The 17,217-nt window shown below is 69.1% G+C and carries 14 protein-coding genes, 2 tRNA genes and 2 pseudogenes; 7 read left to right on the plus strand and 11 right to left on the minus strand.

The window, feature by feature from the left end; genetic code table 11:
- Window positions 1–131: 131 nt before the first annotated feature.
- A tRNA-Met gene (locus HJC40_RS21090) sits at window positions 132–205 on the minus strand.
- Window positions 206–463: 258 nt separating this feature from the next.
- Window positions 464–1,444 carry a GlxA family transcriptional regulator gene (locus HJC40_RS21095; RefSeq protein WP_250002991.1) on the minus strand — a complete coding sequence of 327 codons (981 nt, stop codon included), beginning with the start codon at window positions 1,442–1,444 and terminating at the stop codon, window positions 464–466.
- 51 nt (window positions 1,445–1,495) lie between these two features.
- On the opposite strand from HJC40_RS21095, the gene HJC40_RS21100 reads away from it, so the two are divergent.
- Entirely contained in the window at window positions 1,496–1,870 is a 375-nt protein-coding gene (locus HJC40_RS21100; protein WP_250002992.1) for a cupin domain-containing protein, read from the plus strand.
- An 80-nt stretch (window positions 1,871–1,950) separates the two neighbouring features.
- A pseudogene (locus HJC40_RS21105) lies at window positions 1,951–2,097 on the plus strand (IS256 family transposase); the annotation flags it as partial.
- A gap of 175 nt (window positions 2,098–2,272) precedes the next feature.
- Here HJC40_RS21105 and HJC40_RS21110 read toward each other — a convergent pair.
- The 7 genes and pseudogenes from HJC40_RS21110 to HJC40_RS21135 form a co-directional block, all read right to left on the minus strand.
- The gene (locus HJC40_RS21110; RefSeq protein ID WP_308200925.1) at window positions 2,273–2,731 is read right to left on the minus strand and encodes a transposase; all 459 of its coding nucleotides are present in this window, start codon (window positions 2,729–2,731) and stop codon (window positions 2,273–2,275) included.
- Between the two features lie 305 nt (window positions 2,732–3,036).
- Window positions 3,037–3,735, minus strand: a pseudogene (locus HJC40_RS46625) (ISL3 family transposase); the annotation flags it as partial.
- Between the two features lie 115 nt (window positions 3,736–3,850).
- On the minus strand, window positions 3,851–4,240 hold the full coding sequence (locus HJC40_RS21115; protein ID WP_250002994.1) for a hypothetical protein: 390 nt from the start codon (window positions 4,238–4,240) through the stop codon (window positions 3,851–3,853).
- Window positions 4,241–4,480: 240 nt separating this feature from the next.
- Entirely contained in the window at window positions 4,481–4,912 is a 432-nt protein-coding gene (locus HJC40_RS21120) for a DUF4259 domain-containing protein (RefSeq protein WP_250002995.1), read from the minus strand.
- 685 nt (window positions 4,913–5,597) lie between these two features.
- Window positions 5,598–5,671, minus strand: a tRNA-Met gene (locus tag HJC40_RS21125).
- Window positions 5,672–5,742: 71 nt separating this feature from the next.
- A complete protein-coding gene (locus HJC40_RS21130) occupies window positions 5,743–8,730 on the minus strand; it encodes a UPF0182 family protein (RefSeq protein ID WP_250002996.1) in 2,988 nt (995 codons plus the stop codon).
- Window positions 8,731–8,809: 79 nt separating this feature from the next.
- Window positions 8,810–9,835 carry a PDZ domain-containing protein gene (locus HJC40_RS21135; protein ID WP_250002997.1) on the minus strand — a complete coding sequence of 342 codons (1,026 nt, stop codon included), beginning with the start codon at window positions 9,833–9,835 and terminating at the stop codon, window positions 8,810–8,812.
- Window positions 9,836–9,925: 90 nt separating this feature from the next.
- Between HJC40_RS21135 and HJC40_RS21140 the strand changes: the two genes are divergently transcribed.
- A complete protein-coding gene (locus HJC40_RS21140) occupies window positions 9,926–11,209 on the plus strand; it encodes a zinc-dependent metalloprotease (protein ID WP_250002998.1) in 1,284 nt (427 codons plus the stop codon).
- Between the two features lie 60 nt (window positions 11,210–11,269).
- Here HJC40_RS21140 and HJC40_RS21145 read toward each other — a convergent pair whose 3' ends face one another.
- Together HJC40_RS21145 and HJC40_RS21150 are read right to left on the minus strand one after the other, a co-directional pair.
- The gene (locus HJC40_RS21145; protein ID WP_250002999.1) at window positions 11,270–11,866 is read right to left on the minus strand and encodes a hypothetical protein; all 597 of its coding nucleotides are present in this window, start codon (window positions 11,864–11,866) and stop codon (window positions 11,270–11,272) included.
- A gap of 61 nt (window positions 11,867–11,927) precedes the next feature.
- Window positions 11,928–12,461, minus strand: a complete 534-nt coding sequence (locus HJC40_RS21150) for a M48 family metallopeptidase (protein WP_250003000.1) — start codon at window positions 12,459–12,461, stop codon at window positions 11,928–11,930.
- A 471-nt stretch (window positions 12,462–12,932) separates the two neighbouring features.
- Here HJC40_RS21150 and HJC40_RS21155 point away from each other — a divergent pair, with 471 nt between their 5' ends.
- From HJC40_RS21155 to HJC40_RS21170, 4 genes are all read left to right on the plus strand, one after another.
- The gene (locus HJC40_RS21155) at window positions 12,933–13,094 is read left to right on the plus strand and encodes a DUF5679 domain-containing protein (RefSeq protein WP_015625326.1); all 162 of its coding nucleotides are present in this window, start codon (window positions 12,933–12,935) and stop codon (window positions 13,092–13,094) included.
- Window positions 13,095–13,365: 271 nt separating this feature from the next.
- Window positions 13,366–14,403 (plus strand): ThiF family adenylyltransferase, encoded by a 1,038-nt coding sequence (locus tag HJC40_RS21160; protein WP_250003001.1) that lies wholly within the window; start codon window positions 13,366–13,368, stop codon window positions 14,401–14,403.
- Between the two features lie 91 nt (window positions 14,404–14,494).
- Window positions 14,495–15,841 (plus strand): AarF/ABC1/UbiB kinase family protein, encoded by a 1,347-nt coding sequence (locus HJC40_RS21165; protein WP_250003002.1) that lies wholly within the window; start codon window positions 14,495–14,497, stop codon window positions 15,839–15,841.
- A 7-nt stretch (window positions 15,842–15,848) separates the two neighbouring features.
- Window positions 15,849–17,153 carry a M18 family aminopeptidase gene (locus HJC40_RS21170; protein ID WP_250003003.1) on the plus strand — a complete coding sequence of 435 codons (1,305 nt, stop codon included), beginning with the start codon at window positions 15,849–15,851 and terminating at the stop codon, window positions 17,151–17,153.
- The last annotated feature ends 64 nt before the right edge of the window (window positions 17,154–17,217 follow it).

The following is a 17,217-nucleotide window of genomic DNA, read 5'->3' on the forward strand; positions in this document are numbered from 1 at the left end:
ACTCACCATCGACCCCCGACGCGACTACCAGCCCACCGGCCGGCCACCCGGACCCACCCCCAAAAACAAAACAGCCCGAACCTACGAAACGTAGGTTCAGGCTATTCCGATGTCCTGAGACATCACAATCGTAGCGGGGACAGGATTTGAACCTGCGACCTCTGGGTTATGAGCCCAGCGAGCTACCGAGCTGCTCCACCCCGCGTCGGTAGTTAAACCCTACCCTGCCCTGTCGGGAACGACCACAGAGGGGTCGTCCACGCCTCCCGCTCCCGGCCGCGGACCCCGCACCACCAGCGGCGGCACGCCTCCCACCAGCACCGATGCGCCCCATGGGCGAGCCTTCCGGCCTCGTTTTCGAACCGGGCGAGACCAGAACCCGGCACCCGACCGGATTTACCGGCATCGCAGCGTCAGCCCCAGGCGTACGCGATGGACGCGGTTGCAGACGGCCCGGTACCGCTCACCCGGCCCGGCTGACGACGGGAGGCGCTCCGAAGCGGCGGCGGTACTCGGTCGGGGTCAGGCCGGTTTCGCGACGCAGCAACGTGCGGAGGTTCGTCGCCGTGCCGAGGCCGGAACGGCGGGCGACCACGTCCAGCCGGGACTCGCCGCGTTCGAGCAGCCGGCAGGCCAGAGCGACCCGCTCGCCGGTCAGCCAGGCCAGCGGCGTCGTACCGAGCTCGGCCCGGAACCGCCGGTGCAGCGTCGCCTGGCTCACCGACACGTGGCCGGCCAGGTCGGCGACCGTCAGCGGGCGGTCGAGGTGCTCCTGGACCCACGTCAGCAGCGGACCCAGCGAGTCGTCCGGGATATCGGGGATCGGGCGCTCGACGAACTGCCGCTGACCGCCGTCACGATGGGCGAAGACAAGCCGGCGGCTGACCGCGTTGGCGATCTCGGCACCGTGGTCGCGCCGCACCACGTACAGACCCAGATCGAGCGCCGCGGCGCTTCCCGCCGCCGTGAGGATGTCACCGTCGTCGACGAAGAGGACGTCGGTTTCCAGATGTACGCGGGGAAAGCGCACGCGGAACTCGGCAGCCCACTGCCAGTGGGTGGTGGCCCGCCTCCCGTCGAGCACCCCGGCCTCGGCCAGCGTGAACGCTCCGCTGCAGAAGCCGATCAGCCGGGCGCCCCGAGCATGGGCCCGGCGGATCGCCTCCAGGACGGCCGGGCGCCGCGGAACCTCGACGTCGGGACGGTTCGGGACGATGACCGTGTCCGCCTCGTCCACCGCGTCGAGCGGGGCGATCCCGGTCAGGTCGAAGAAGCCGTCCCGCATCCGGGTGGTGCGGGTGGCCGCGCAGAGACGAAAGTCGTACAGCTCACGGCCCAGCTCCGGCCGGCGCAGCCCGAACACCTCGGTGACGCAGCCCAGCTCGAACGGGTTGGAGCCGGCGTCGACCACGGCCACGACGCGGTGCAAGGATTCTTGCGTCATTCGACATTCCTAGCACTCACGCCGGAGCCACCAAGGCTTCATCCTGAGAACGTGACTGAACCGATCTCCCTGACCGCGGCCCTGGCCTCCTTCGACCAGCTGTGGAGCCCGCGCATCGTGACCCGGGTCAACGAGAACGACATCCGCATAGCCAAGGTGCACGGCGAGCACATCTGGCACACCCACGACCACACCGACGAGTTCTTCCTGGTGCTGGACGGCGAACTGACCATCGCCCTACGCGACCGCACCGTCGTCCTGCACCAAGGCGACGTCTTCACCGTCCCCCGAGGAACAGAACACAAGCCCTCATCCCCAACAGGCGCCGCCATCCTCATGGTCGAGCCCACAGGCACCCCCACCGTAGGCGACCACCCCAACCAAATCCCCACCCACATAGACGCAACAACAGGCCACCCCCTATAAACCCCCGCCCAACGCAAAGCCCCAGCACAGCGCAATGCGAGAGGCGCGGTGGCGTTGTCGCTCGGTCGCTCGGTGTGGCGAAGGCCGCCCTAATATGCGGCTACCTCGGGGTGATGGTCCTCGACCCGACCGGCGCCGGCCGACGCCACTGGATCACCCGCTGGAAACCCGCTCTCAACGCCTTCGACCTTGCCTCCGACGGCCGCCTCACCGCAGGCCGCAACTGATCATCACAACGTCGAGTCACACCGTTTCTTGACAGACCCGACAGCCACCAGCGCAGTGCAATGGCCTGCGGTGCGGTCCGGCGCGGCGCAGTGGGCTGCGGTGCGGTCTGGCGCAGCGCGGCTTCGTTCGCGAGTGTTGGGGGTTCTGTCCCGCGAAGCGTGATTGATCTTCAGGTCAGTGGGCCAGCAGGACTCGTTTGCGGAGAAGGTCGAAGTCGGCTCGGCCATACATTTGCCGCTTGAGCATCTTGATCCGTTTGACGTTGCCCTCCACTGGTCCGGAGCTGTGGGGCAGGCTCAGTCCGGCGGTCACGGCCTCGAGGTCGGCGGTCACGCCGTTGACGAAGCGGTTGATGCCGGGCAGGTCGGCCTGTTCGGCTTGGGTGAGCCATGCGCTGAGGCGGTGGCCGTGTCGCTGGGTCATCATCGCGGCGAACGACCGCACGAGCTCGGCGGCGGTTCGCAGTTCGGGACAGGTATCGAGGATCATGGCCAGGCGGTTGGCGTCGCGGTCGGTGAGGTTGTCGGGATGCCCAGCCGGTGACCTGCCGTGTCGACACGGGCTTCGGGATCGCCTGCAGGTCTGGCCGGGCGCGGTGCTGCTCGACGAAACCGCGGACGATGCCGTAGCCACCGGTGAAGCCCTGCGCGACGACCTCTCGGTGCAGCACCGAGGCCTTGAGGCACCCGCCGGCGATCCGCTCGGCCAGATAGGGCTTGTATCGGTCGAGCGCGCTTGCCCGTTGCTTGGGCACGATCATCATTTCCTGCCACGTCGCGGCGTGGGCGTAGAGGGACACGGTTCGGTGGTTCCAGCCCATGTGGCGGGCGATCTGCCGGAACCCGGCGCCTTGCGCGAGCATCTCGTGGACCAGGGTGTGATGGGCTCGGCGGCGTTGTGCCATCGCGCCCTGCGGCTGCGCGACGATCTCTGCGTCGTTGTCGACGGTCGCAGCGATGGGTTTCTCGATCAAGCAGTCCTTGTGCTTGGCGACCCAGGCGTTCGACCGCGGTGGCGAGGTTCTGCCAGAGATGGAAACGGTCAGCGACCTGCACCGCGTCCGGCGCTCCGGTTCGGGCGCCTTCTGCATAGGCACTGGCCCGGTCCCGGCAGATCACCTCTGGAGACTCGTGCTGCCGCAGCCAGACCGCCAGCGGTGACGCGTCGCGTCCCTCAACCAGATCGAGGACGCGGTGGTTCTCGCAGTCGATCAGGACAGTGCCGTAGTGGTGTCCTCGTTTGACGGCGAAGTCGTCGACGCCGAGCACCCGCACCGAGCCCACCTCAGGGTCGGGGACTGCTCGGACCAGCCGCAGCAGGCTGTTGCGGCTGGTCCGGATCCCGACCTTGGCGGCGAGCCGGACACCGGCCCGGCCGGCCAGCGCCAGCCCGATCGAGGTCAGCATCGTCCGCAACGGTTCGCTACGACGAGCGCGGCGGCGTGTCAGCCCGGCGATCTGCTCGGCGAACGTCCGCCTCCCGCAGGCGGTGTTGAGGCAGAAGAAGCGGCGCACCGTCAGGCACAGTTCCACCAGTCGGCCCCCGACCGGCAGATCAGCCAACCGGCGCCGATACCGCGAATGCACCCGTCCAGACACCACTGAGCACGCCGGGCAGCGCTGCTCACCGTTGCGCACCGCAGCATGAAGAACGACGCCAGAACTGGAGGCGGTGACCTCGTTGACTTCTACGTCGTCAAGATGCGGCAGCAGCCTGCCGATTAGCTCATCACACCATCAACCCAACGATCGATCATGACAAACAGGAAGCGGCCAAGGCGTTCTGCTGGCGGAGCCACAAGCGCCGAATCCATGGATTTGCGTCGGCGGCCGGCTCAGTCAACGGTATGGGTATAGGCGCCGTCTCGATTAGATGGAGCAGGGTCCAAGCAAGCCCGAAGCAGTTGTCCGTGCCGAACGAGCCGGACAAGGCTGCCGCCTCGACCTGATTGACCGGCCGCTCTATCCCGCGTAGCACCTGCTCAAGATTGTCGAAATCGGCGTCGCCGTCCTCAGAATTGTCCTCCTCGGACGGAAGTGGTCCAAGCTCAACGAAGCGCTGTACCTGCTCACGAATGGTCAACCTGACTCCCGCGATCGCGTCACCACACTGACGGAGCGTGGTGACGCGATAGTAATTCACAGTCCGCCACCGCTGCATTCGCATCTGCCGCGATCCGTGTGCTCGCTACCCAAGCTGCGGTGACACTAGTAGTTGGTGAACGAGCCGCATGGTGGGGCCCAGATGAGACCGTCACACCGGCCGCCCGCCGGGCGCCGGCGGGGCCGGCCCGTGTCCGTTGCTAACGAACTATGTCCGTGCCAGTGAGGGATGTCTGAGCGGCGGTCTGTGACAGTGGGCTTTGCCTGCTGGACGCGCCGGTCACGGTGTGAAGAGCGTTTCTTCCTGCGGTGGGTCGAGAATGGTGCGCAGGTCGGAAATGGTCCGGCGCCACTCGGGGCCGCTGGGGCTTTCGTCCCAGGCTTCGGCCAGCCATGTCGGTTTCGAGATCACGCTGTCCAGAGCGTTGATGGCGAGGCCCCGGAGGTAGGCCGGGAACTGCGGCATGGGTGTGCTCGGGCCGTAGTTCGGGTCGACGGGGACGCCGCCTGGGCCCTGGGCGGCAATGAGGGCAGCGGCAGCGACGGCTCGTGGAGCATCGGAGAGGCGGGAGTCATCGTCGGTTGGGTCGGCGACACGTTCGAGGACGGCACCGATCATCTCGATGCGGGCTGGTGCTGGCGCTTCGTCCAGTTGATAAGCGAAGTCTGCCGCGTCGTCGTTATCGAACGGCCCAGCGTCCCAGGTGCCCATGGCTTTGCCAATCTCCTCTCGATCCCTTGGGTGATCTTTGGACTACGGGTCGGTCGGCGCCGGAGGTGGCGGCGGCGGGCGCCAGCTCGGTAATCCAGCGGTGGTCGCATCCGAATTCGGTGACGAGCCGCGACGGCGGGAGCCCGTCACCTCGACGACCTCGAGCCGAGCCGAGCCGGCCTCGATCTGCCTGCCCCCGACCGATCGTCTCAACGCGGCGGACAAACTTCGATGGCGGAAATCTCACCAGGGACAAAGTCCGCTGGCAAGACGGACACACTTCGATGGCAAAGGACAGTCTGGCGCATCGCGATGGGCTGCAGTGCAGAGCGCGCAGTGCAGTGCGGTGCGGTCCGACGTAGCGCAATGAAGTGGGGTGCGGTCCGGCGCAGCGCAACGGGCTACGGTGCGTGAGGTGCGGCGCAGTGCAGCGGGGTGCAAGTGCACTGCGGTGCGGCGCAATGGGGTGCGGTGCTGTGGGCGCAGCGCCTGGGGTGGAGTGCGGCGCAGCACCTGAGCGAGCGCGAAGCGCAAAGCACCCCCGCAGAGCAGCACCTCGGCGAGCGCGAAGCGCAAAGCCCACCCTCGCGACCGCCGCACCGTGGGGTCTGGGGGCTCGGCCCCCAAGCAGAAATGCGAAGAGGCCCCGGTCCGCGCTTTCCGCGGACAAGGGCCCCTCGACTCGTAGCGGGGACAGGATTTGAACCTGCGACCTCTGGGTTATGAGCCCAGCGAGCTACCGAGCTGCTCCACCCCGCGTCGGCTTGTTAAGACTAGCGCAACCCTGTCGTTAGCTGCAAAACGGGCCCCGGTGAGCGTCGACGCCGAGGTCAGCCGCTGGGTGTCGGCGCCGGGTTACCGGATGGGGCCGTCGACGGGTTGGCCGGCGCGGACGGGGTGGCCGAGGCGCCCGGGCTGGGCGTTCCGGCGGCCGCGTTCCGCGCGTTCTCGAAGTTGTCCATCGCGGTTTCGAGTGCCTGGAGCGCCTGGCCGTACCGGGTGAAGTCGCCGGACTGCTGGGCTGTCCGGACGTCGCCGATGGCCTTGTCGACGGCGGCTGCCGCCGTTGCCAGTTCGCCGGTCAGGGCCGATGGTGGCGCGTTGTTGTCGGTGTTGTTGTTGCCACCGCTGTTGTTGTTGCCACCAGTGTTGTTGTTGCCGGCGTTGGCTTGCTTGCCCTGCGTGACGAGCTGTTCGAGGCCCTGTTTGAGGTTGTCGGCCAGCACGACGTAGGTGCCGCCGTCGCCGTAGGACATCAGGACCTTCTGCAGCAGCGGGGCCGCGTTCTCCTGGTTGCCGGTCTTGACGTAGACCGGTTCGACGTACAGGACACCGCCCTCGACCGGCAGGGAGATCAGGTTGCCGTAGAGCACCTGACTCTGCGCGTTGTTGGACAGCAGGTTGATCTGCTGCCGCACCGACGCGTTGTTGGTCATCTTCTGATGGACCTGGGTGGGCCCGGGGATGACCGTCTGATCCGGTAGTTCGAGGACTTCCAGCTGCGGTTTGTTGTCCACGTACGAGCCGGAGATCAGGGCGGCCAGGTTTTCCCGGTTGGCCGGAGTCACGCCGGCCGTCAGTTGGAACCGGGTCTGGTCCTGTTCGGGCAGCTGCACGTTCAAGTAGAACGGCGGCTGCTTCTGGTTGCTGGACGGAGCGTCCGGCGCGTTCGGCACCTGCCAGAAGTCCTGGCCGGAGAAGAACGCCTGCGGGTCGGTCACGTGGAACCGGGTGAGCAGGTTGCGCTGCACCTTGAACAGGTCCTGCGGGTAGCGGAAGTGGTCCGCGAGCGCGGCCGGGGTCTCCGCCTTCGGGATGATCAGGTCACCGCCGAAGGACTTGTTCCAGGCCTTGAGCACGGGGTCGTTCTCGTCGAACTCGTAGAGCTTGACCGTGCCGTCGTAGGCGTCGACCGTGGCCTTGACCGAGTTGCGCATGTAGTTGACGTCGTCGCGGGCCAGGGCGAACGTCCCCTGGCCGGTGAGCTCGTCCTGCGTCTCGGTGGCCAGGTTGATCTTCTGTGCGTACGGGTAGGTCGCCGACGTGGTGTAGCCGTCGAGGATCCAGGTGATCCGGCCGTTGACCACCGCCGGGTACGGGTCGCCGTCGATCGTCAGGAACGGCGCGACCTTGGCGACGCGTTCCCGCGGCTCGCGGATGTACATGAGCCGGGAGTCGCCGTTGACCGCGTCCGAGAGCAGGAAGTTGCTCTCGGTGTTCTTGATCGCGAAGACCAGCCGCCGGAAGAACGAGCCGATCTCGACGCCGCCCTCACCGCTGTAGGTGTACAGCTCCTCGGCGTTGTTGTTGTCCTCCTGCGGACGGTCGAACTCGACCTTGCGGGCCTCGTCCTCCTGGCCGACGATCGCGTACTCGGTGGACTGCTCGCCGAAGTAGATGCGCGGCTGCTCGACCTTGATCTCTTCGGTCGCGGAGGAACAGCCCGGCGGGCGGTCGTCGCCGAGGAAGCCGGAGACGAAGAACGGGAGACCACCGCAGACGACCTCGTTGGCCGGCGCCGCCACCAGGCCGTAGCCGTGGGTGTAGACGGTGTGCCGGTTGAGCCAGTTGCGCTGCTGCGGGGTCAGCTTGTCGTCGTTGATCTCGCGGGCGCCGACCACGTAGTCGGCGGTCTGGTCGTCGATCGTGTAGCGGTCGACGTCCAGCTTCTTGCCGAAGTCGTAGAAGCCACGGGACTGCTGCGACTGGGTGAAGGCCTGCGAGACCAGCTGAGGGTCTATCAACCGCGCGTTCTGCGCGCTGCTGTCGCGAGCCAGACCACTGGGCGGGACGACGTTGTTGGCCCGGTAGGGCGCTATCTGGGTGCCGTCCAACCCGAACGCCGCCCGGGTCGCGTTGATCGAGCGCTGGATGTACGGCGCTTCCTTCTCGCTCAGGCTGGGCTTGACCGAGAAGTTCTGCACCGCGAGCGGGTAGATGCCGCCGATCGCCACCGCCGAGATCGCCAGCAGGGCCAGCGAGACGCCGGGCCAGACCAGGTTACGCATCCAGACGTTGGAGAAGACGATGATCGCGATCGCCACGACGATCGAGATGTACGCCAGGATCTCCTTGGCCGGCAGCAGCGCGTTGACGTCGGTGTACCCGGCGCCGTAGAGCCCCGGGGAGACGTGCTGCTCCAGCAGCAGGGCGCGCCGGTCGAGCACGTACGCCACGGCCTTGAGCAGGACGAACAGCGCGACCAGCGAGGTCAGGTGAGCCCGTGCGGCGGTGGTCATCCGGTCGCCGACGCCCTGCAGGCGCACGCCGCCGAAGATGTAGTGCACGGCGAGCGCGCCGAGCACCGAGAGCACCACGGCGGTGAAGGCCACACCCAGCGCGTAGCGCAGCATCGGGTAGTCGAAGATGTACCACCCGACGTCCACACCGTGCTCGGGATCCTGCACCCCGAAGGTGCCGCCGTTGCGGAAGAGCATCCAGTCCTTCCACCGGCCCTGTGCGGACAGGCCGGCGAAGAAGCCGATGATCAGCGTGAGCACGGTGATCCAGGTGCCGAGCCGCGGCGCGATGATCATGCGGTAGCGCTCGAGCGTCGCCTGCTCGGCGGAATGCGGCCGCAGCAGCGGGCGCAGCCGGTAGGCGAGATAGAGGTTGCCGGCGATGATCAGCGCGACCAGGACACCGACGGCCAGGAAGAGGAGGAGGCGGGTGAGGAGGACACCGGAGAAGACGTTGACGAAGTCGACTTCGTTGAACCAGAGATAATCGGTGTACGCGTCGATGCCCCACCCGAGCAGCGTGAAAAGAAGGAAGACCCCGACCAGGACGCCGACGGTGACGCGACCGCGCCGGCTCATCCTCGGTAGAGGGCTGTTACGCATTACCAACGGAGGCTCCACATATCAGTTGGGCCGGTGTCTCACAGTACGTCATCTGTCACTCAGCCGAGCACGGCTTGGGGGTGCCACCCCCGGTGAAGGTCTTGAGCGCGGTGAGCGCGTCGTCCACGGTGGCCACCTCGGCCATCGGGAGCCCGTCGACCGCGTTGCGCAGCGCTTCGGCACAGTTGCCCTTGGGGACCAGGAAGACCTGAGCTCCGGCCTTCTTGGCGCCGACGAGTTTCTGCGGGATCCCGCCGATCGGGCCGACGTTGCCGCTGTTGTCGATCGTTCCCGTTCCCGCAATGATCTTGCCGCCGGTCAGGTCGGCCGGCTCCAGCTTGTCCATGATGCCGAGCGTGAACATGAGCCCCGCGCTCGGACCGCCGATCTTGTCGAGATCGATCGCGACCTTGAACGGCGCGTTCTGCTTGGTGCCGATCTCGATGCCCAGCCGCGGCACGTTGTCCTCGGCTGCCTTGGTGGTGACCTTGGCCGTGGCGGCCTTGCCCTCCCGGGTGTAGGCGATGGTCAGCGCCGTGCCGGCCGGCTTGGCCCGGACCAGCTCGGTCAGCTTCGACGGGTCGGTGACCGCGGAGCCGTCGACCGCCGTGATCACGTCGCCGGCCCGCAGGATGCCGGTCGCCGCGCCGCCGTCGGTCACTTTGGCGACCACCGTACGGACCGGGTAGCCCAGCTTGGTCAGGGCGACCGTGATCGCGCTGTCCTGCGACTCGGTCCACTCCTCGGCGTTCTGCTGCTCGACCTGTTTCTCGGTGCGGTCGGGCGGATAGATCAGCTCCCGCGGGACGACCGCGTCCGACGAGGTGAACCAGCTGCTGATCGCCCACACGAGCTCGACCTGCGACTGCACGTTCACGGTGGTCAGCCGGAGCTGACCGGCTGACGTGGTGGTCTTCGCATCCGTCACCTGGATCACCTCGGCGCCGTTGTCCGACCCGAGCGTGTTCACCGTCGGACCGGGCTTCAGCACGACGTACGGCAGGGGTGCGGCCATCACACCGACTGCCAGCAGAGCGGTGATCAGGGCGCCGAGGATTACAGTGACACCACGACGTCTCATGCGCGAGAGACTATCGTCCCTGCCTGAGTTCTCTCTGAGCTGACACCGCGACGGGTCCCGAGCGGGCTTTTCGCGCGTACCGTTGACTCCGTGCCTGATATCCCGTTCGGATTCTCCTTGCCGGGTGCCCAGCCGCCCGACCCCTCCGATCCGCAGCAGATGCAGCAGTTCATGGCGCAACTGCAGCAGATGTTCGCCGGCCCGGGCAGCGGCCCGGTGAACTGGGACCTGGCCCGGCAGGTCGCCGCCAGCCAGCTGTCCGCCGCCGGCGACCCCGCGGTGAACATGTTCGAGCGCCACCAGGTCGAGGAGTCCCTGCGCCTCGCCGACCTGTGGCTCGACCCGGCCTCCGCGCTGCCCAGCGGCATCCGCACGGCCGCCGCCTGGAACCGCAACGAGTGGATCTACAACACCCTCGAGGTGTGGAAGAAGCTGTGCGACCCGATCGCGGGCCGCATGGTCGGCGCCATGGGCGACCTGGTCCCCGACGAGGCGAAGGCCCAGCTCGGCCCGATGCAGTCGATGGTCGCGACGCTGGGCGGCGCGCTCTTCGGCGGTCAGCTCGGCCAGGCCCTGGGGCAGCTCGCGGCCGAGGTGCTCTCGGCCGGCGACATCGGCCTGCCGCTCGGCCCCACCGGCACCGCCGCGCTCGTCCCGGCCAACATCAAGGCGTACGGCGAGGGCCTGGAGATCCCGGAGGACCAGGTACGCCTGTACGTGGCCCTGCGCGAGGCTGCTCACCAGCGGCTCTTCGGCCACGTGCCGTGGCTGCGGGCCCACGTTCTGAGCGCCGTCGAGACGTACGCGAACGGCATCACCGTCAACCGTGAGGCGATCGAGGACGCGATGAGCCGCGTCGACCCCGGCGACCCCGAGTCGATGCAGGCGATGGCGCTCGAGGGCATCTTCACCCCCGAGGACACCCCGCAGCAGAAGGCCAGCCTGGCCCGTCTCGAGACGGCGCTCGCGCTGATCGAGGGCTGGGTCGGTCACGTGGTCGACAGCGCCGCCGGCGACCGCCTGCCGTCGGTCGTGCAGCTCGGCGAGGCCTTCCGCCGCCGCCGGGCCGCGGGTGGCCCGGCCGAGCAGACGTTCGCCGCCCTGGTCGGCCTCGAGCTGCGCCCCCGCCGCCTGCGCGAGGCGGGGGCCCTGTGGGCCGCCGTGGCCGAGCAGCGGGGTGTCCAGGGTCGCGACGCCCTCTGGGGTCACCCCGACCTGCTTCCCACCGATGAGGACTTCGCCAACCCGGAGGCCTTCGCCCAGAACAACCTCGACTGGGACATCAGCGAGCTCGACAACCTCGAGCCGGGCGAGAACCAGGAGCCGGGCAACAAGCCCGACGGCGAGAACGACGGCGAGACCGGCGCCAAGTAAGCACCGAGCACGGCCCTGAGGCCGGGTTTCTCCTGCTGGAGAGGCCCGGCCTCCGCCGTTTCAGCCGCCCAACAGGGCCCGGGTGTTCTCCCAGCCCTCCAGGGCCGGGTCGAGACTCGCCAGCTCGGCGGCCCCGCGCAGCCGCCGCCACTCCGGGGTCGAGGAGACGTCGCCGGGACGGGGAGCGTTCTTCCGCAGGATCTGGGCGGAAGCGGTGTCCAGGTCGTGATCGACCAGCCAGTCCGGCGCCGGCAAGGCGGTGGCCAGCCCGAACAACCCGTTGCCGGGGCCACCGGGCGCCACCGCGACAGCCTTGTTCTCGAGCGGCCGCAGCAGCTTGCCGAGGATCATCCCGGGCACGTCGGGGGCGTCGGCCGCGATCACGGCGGCCTGATCGAAACCGTCCTCGGTCGCCGCGGTCAGCACGGGCCGGTAGGTCGCCGTCGGCACCTCGTAGATCCGCATGCCGGGCCAGGCGATCTCGCGCGCCAGCGGCACGTCGTCAGGAGTCGCCGCGACGGCGGCCTCGGCCTGCGCCAGCCGGGCCAGCAGGTCGACCACGTCCTCGGCGAGCGCCGCCCGCCAGGCCGTCAGATCAACCCCGGGCGGACTCCATCGCACCGGCACCAGCAGCACAGCAACCACCCGTCGAACCACAGGCCCACCCTATCGGCGCCCCGGGCCCCGCCCGGCGCCTGTGGACAACGCCCCGGCCCGCTCAGTCGTCGGCCAGCACCAGACCGGTCGCCGCGGAGATGCCCTCCAGATAGCCCCGCGCGCGCTCAGCCTTGGGGAAGCGGTTGACCAGCTCCCAGAAGCGGGGACTGTGGCTGGGCACGACGAGGTGGGACAACTCGTGCAGCAACACGTAGTCGATCACCCAGTCGGGCATCTCCTGGATGCGGTGCGAGATGCGGATCGTGCCGTCATCGGGGGTGCAGGAACCCCAGCGGCCGTTCTGGTTGGTCACCCAGCGCACGCTGGCCGGCTGCACCCGAGAGACATGATCGGCGAGATAGCGGCCGGTGAGGCGGCGCGCGCGCAGAAGCAACTCGTCGTCGGTGCGCCGGATGCGTTCCTCGCGGGCGGCCAGGCGGGCCAGCATCCGCTCGACCCACTCGGTCTCCTCGGCACGGGAGAACCGGTCGGGGATGAGCACGACGACGCGCTCTCCATCGCGGTACGCGGACACTGTGCGACGACGGCGCTGGCTGCGCCGCACTTCCACGACAGGCTTGCGCGTCCGGGCCATTACCGGCTCGCGCGGCCCAGATTCGGGTTCACGTTGAGACGCTAATCCGTGAGACCCATGTCACCGCAAGAGTACGCCCGATGACACGCGCCGGATATGCGTGCTTCGTCCGCGTAATACCGAAAAAATTTTCCAACGTGGCACAACCGGAGCGCCGAGTGCCCAACCTAGCCCACGACGCGATCCGCCACCATCGAGCCCAACGTCCCTTTTCTGCCCGTTTGATGGCACCGTACGGCGTGTTGCGGCACAACATCCCAAAAAGGGCGATTCGGGCGGGCACACTCACGTCGTCGGTGACACCGCCGACGCCGCGCTGACATGGAACTGGCCTGACCTGGGTAGTGGTCGCCCCGATGGGTGGCCACATCCACGTGGTCTCGGAGCGGTCCAGCGCCGAACACAGGTCGCGGCCTGCCACCGCGAGCAGGCATCGGGCCGACCCGGCCGACAACATGACGAGGAGGAACCGTGGCCGACAACACGTACAACGGCTACTGCGTGAAGTGCAAGGAGAAGCGCGACTTCCAGGGCACTGTCGAGGTCTCGAAGACCGGCATGAACATGGCCAAGGGCAAGTGCCCGGTCTGCGGGACGACCGTGAACCGCATCCTGGGCAAGGCCAAGGCCTGATCCGGACGGCCCCGAGGGCTTGGCCCCACTAGGCCATCGTCGAGCCCCCGGCAAGGCCGTTCACCCACCCGGGGAGGGCAGGTCGCCCTCCCCGGTGCATTACCGCCGCGGCACATATCCACATCCCCCGCGGAACGTTGAGTGAGGTTGTGGATAACCCTCAGGGCCTGTGGATAACTAGCTGAGGCCTGTGGACAGTCCGTGTGGCGAGCCGTCGGAGCCTGTGGACAACTTATTCGCTCCGCATCCTTGCGGTGACATCCTGTGACACGTGAACCGCCCCACTCTGATCCCCGGCCTCCCTCGCATCTGGCGTGACGGAGGCGAGCTGCAGCTCGGCTCCGACCCCTCCCGGGCCGTCATGCTGCGCCTTCCCCATCCCCGCACTGCGCTGGTGCTCGATCTCCTCGACGGCAGCCGGCCCGAGCGGGTGGTGCTGCTGCAGGCGGCCGAGAAGGGCATACCTCCCGACGACACCCGTGCCGTCGTCGACACTCTTCGCGCCGCCGGGCTCGCCGTGCCGGCCGCGTCGCTTCTGCCCCCGTCGCTTCCCTCCGCACACCGGCTGATCGGCGAGGCCGCCGTCCTCGCGCTGCGCGGTGATGCGTCCCGAACTCCCGCGACCCGCCTGCGCCGGCGTCATGCCGCCCGGGTGGTGATCAGCGGGCGGGGCCGGCTGGGCGCGCCGATCGCGGTGGCGCTGGCCGAGGCGGGTGTCGGCCATATCCGCCCCGACCTGCCGGGACTGGTGCATCCGGGCGAGCTGGCGGCCGGCCCCCTGCGCGGGTCCGACGTCGGCAAACCCCGCGAGGTCGCGGTCGTGTCGGCCCTCGCGCGCGCGGCGCCGGGCCTGGAGACCGGCGCGGTCCGCGGTCCGGCCACCCTCGTCGTCCAGCTCGACTCCGACATGCCGGTCACCCTGCTCGCGGCGGCCCACGGGCAGCGCCACCAACCCCATCTGGCCGTGACGATCCGGGACGGCGCGGTCGTGATCGGCCCCCTGGTCCCGCCCTCCGGTGGACCGTGCCTGGCCTGCCTCGATCTGCATCGCCGCGACCGGGACGCCACCTGGCCGGGCCCGCCGCAGCGCACCGGGCCCGAGCCGTGCACCGTCGCGACTCTGCTGGCCGCCACCGCCTACGCCGTCGAAGAGGTCCTGACGTTCATCGACGGCGGCGCCCCCGAGACGCTGGGGGTCTCGACCGAGCTGACCTCACCGTCCCGCCTTCGCCGCCGCACGTGGCCATCCCATCCGAGCTGCGACTGCTCGCGCCCGCCGCGGCGTCGGAGCCGCCCGACCGGGCCATGATGCGGGAATCGGGATGGACTTTCACGTTGCTAACGGGCAATTGGTGTTGAGCCGGGCGATCGAACCTCCCGAGTTGGGTCACAATGATCTGGTGAGCGACATTCCGCGGCGTGCGGCCGCCCGCACCGCCAAACTGGCCGCACTTCCGCTGGGCTTCGCGGGGCGGACCGCACTGGGCTTCGGCAAGCGCGCCGTCGGGATCGCCGGCGACGTGATCTCGGAGGACATCCAACGGCGCACCGCCGAGCAGCTGTTCAGCGTCCTGGGGCAGCTCAAGGGCGGTGCCATGAAATTCGGGCAGGCGCTGTCGGTCTTCGAGGCAGCCATGCCCGAAGAGATGGCCGGCCCCTACCGGCAGGCCCTGACCAAGCTGCAGGAGGCCGCGCCGCCGATGCCGGTGGCGAGCCTGCACAAGGCCCTGGCCGAGCAGCTCGGTCCCGACTGGCGCGACAAGTTCGCCGAGTTCGACGACAGCCCGGCCGCGGCGGCCAGCATCGGCCAGGTGCACCGCGGGGTCTGGAAACTGCCCCCGGCCCGAAAGAACGCCAAGCCCAAGACCATCGCGGTCGCGGTCAAGGTGCAGTACCCGGGAGCCGGCGACGCCCTGATCGCCGACCTCAAGCAGCTGTCCCGGCTGGCCGGGATGTTCAAGATCATTCAGCCCGGCATGGACATCAAGCCGCTGCTGGCCGAGCTCCGCGAACGCATCACCGAGGAGCTCGACTACGCGATGGAGGCCGAGACCCAGCGGACCTTCGCCGAGGCGTTCGCCGGTGACTCCGAGATCTATGTGCCCAAGGTGATCGCCGCGGCGCCCAAGGTCCTCGTCACCGAGTGGGTCGAGGGCACGCCGCTAGCCAAGATCATTTCGGACGGCACGGTCGAGGAACGCGACCAGGCCGGCCGCCTGATGGCGATCCTGCACTTCTCGGCGCCGGCCCGGGCCGGTCTGCTGCACGCCGACCCGCACCCGGGCAACTTCCGCATGCTGGCCGACGGCCGCCTCGGCGTGATCGACTTCGGCGCGGTGGCCCGGCTGCCCGGTGGCCACCCCGAGCCGATCGGCCGCCTGGTGCGGCTGGCCCTCGCGGGCGATGCCCAGGGGGTCGCCGACGGCCTGCGCGAGGAGGGCTTCGTCAAGCAGGACGACGAGATCGACGCCCAAGGTCTGCTCGACTTCCTGCGTCCGATGATCGAGCCGGTCGCGGTCGACCAGTTCCGGTTCACCCGCTCGTGGCTGCGCGGTGAGGCGGCCCGGCTGAGCAGCCCGCGCTCGCCCGCCTACCAGCTCAGCCGCAAGCTCAACCTGCCCCCGTCGTACCTGCTGATCCACCGCGTGACCCTGGGCTCGATCGGCGTCCTGAGCCAGCTCGAGGCCGAGGCGCCCTACCGTTCGATCCTCGAGAAGTGGCTGCCCGGGTTCGCGCCGGTCGGGTGACCATCCGGTGACCGCTCATGATCTGATGGGCGACATGGACGCGTCCGCGCACATCGATGACCTGGCCGCCTTCGTCTCGGCGTCACCGAGCTCGTACCATGCGGCCGCCGAGGTGGCCCGCCGGCTGGGCGAGGCGGGCTACGAGACGCTCGACGAGACCGCCGACTGGAGCGATTCCGTACGCCCGGGAGCGCGGCTCACCATCGTGCGCGACGGCTCGGTCATCGCGCTGGCCCTGCCCCCGGCGGCTGGGCGCGGCACCCCGTTCCGCATCCTCGGCGCGCACACCGACTCGCCCGGGTTCAAGCTCAAGCCGAAGCCGTCCACGGTCGCGTTCGGCTGGTGGCAGGCCGGCGTCGAGGTGTACGGCGGCCCGGTCGTCCCCTCCTGGTTCGACCGTGAGCTCGCGTTCGCCGGCCGCATCGTGCATCGCGACGGCACGGCGACCCTGGTGCGGACCGGCCCGTTCGCCCGCATCCCGCACCTGGCCATCCACCTCGACCGCGCGGTGAACGACTCGTTCGCCCCCGACAAGCAGCGCGAGCTGCAGCCCATCTGGGGCGCCGGCGGCCCCGAGAACGCGGACATCGTCGCCCACCTGGCCGGCCTGGCCGGCATCGGCGGCGCCGACGTGGCCGGCTACGACATCATCACGGTCGATTCGGCGAGCCCCGCCCGCTTCGGCGCGGAGCAGAACCTCTTCGCCTCGGGCCGCCTGGACAACCTCTCCTCGGTGCACGCCGGCGTGGTCGCCCTGCTCGCCGCCGAGCCCACCCAGGCGATCGCGGTGCTGGCCGCCTTCGACCACGAAGAGGTCGGCTCGGAGACCCGGTCGGGCGCAGCCGGACCGTTCCTGGCCGACGTGCTGGAGCGCATCTCGATCGGTCTCGGCGGCGACCGTTCCGACCTGGCCCGGGCGATCGCCGGCTCGTGGTGCCTCTCCTCCGACGCCGGTCACGCCGTCCACCCGAACAGGCCGGACCGCCACGACCCGGTCAACCGCCCCGTCCCCGGCGGCGGCCCCCTGCTGAAGATCAACGCGAACCAGCGCTACACCACCGACGGCACGGGTGCGGCCCTCTGGGCCCGGACCTGCGCCGCCGCCGAGGTCCCCTACCAGGAGTTCGTCTCGAACAACTCCGTCCCCTGCGGCTCGACGATCGGCCCGATCACCGCGGCCCGCATCGGCATCCCCACCCTCGACGTCGGCGTGCCGTTGCTCTCCATGCACTCGGCTCGCGAGCTCTGCCACGTCGACGACCCGGCCTACCTGAGCTCCGCCGCACGCGTCTTCTTGTCCGCACAGCCCTGAGATCACGCGACGGATCGCGCCGGGAAGACGGCGTCGGTCGCTGGGCCGGCTAGGTGGGGTCGGG

The sequence above is a fragment of the Actinoplanes sp. M2I2 genome, from assembly GCF_023544445.1.
Taxonomy (GTDB): Bacteria; Actinomycetota; Actinomycetes; order Mycobacteriales; family Micromonosporaceae; genus Actinoplanes.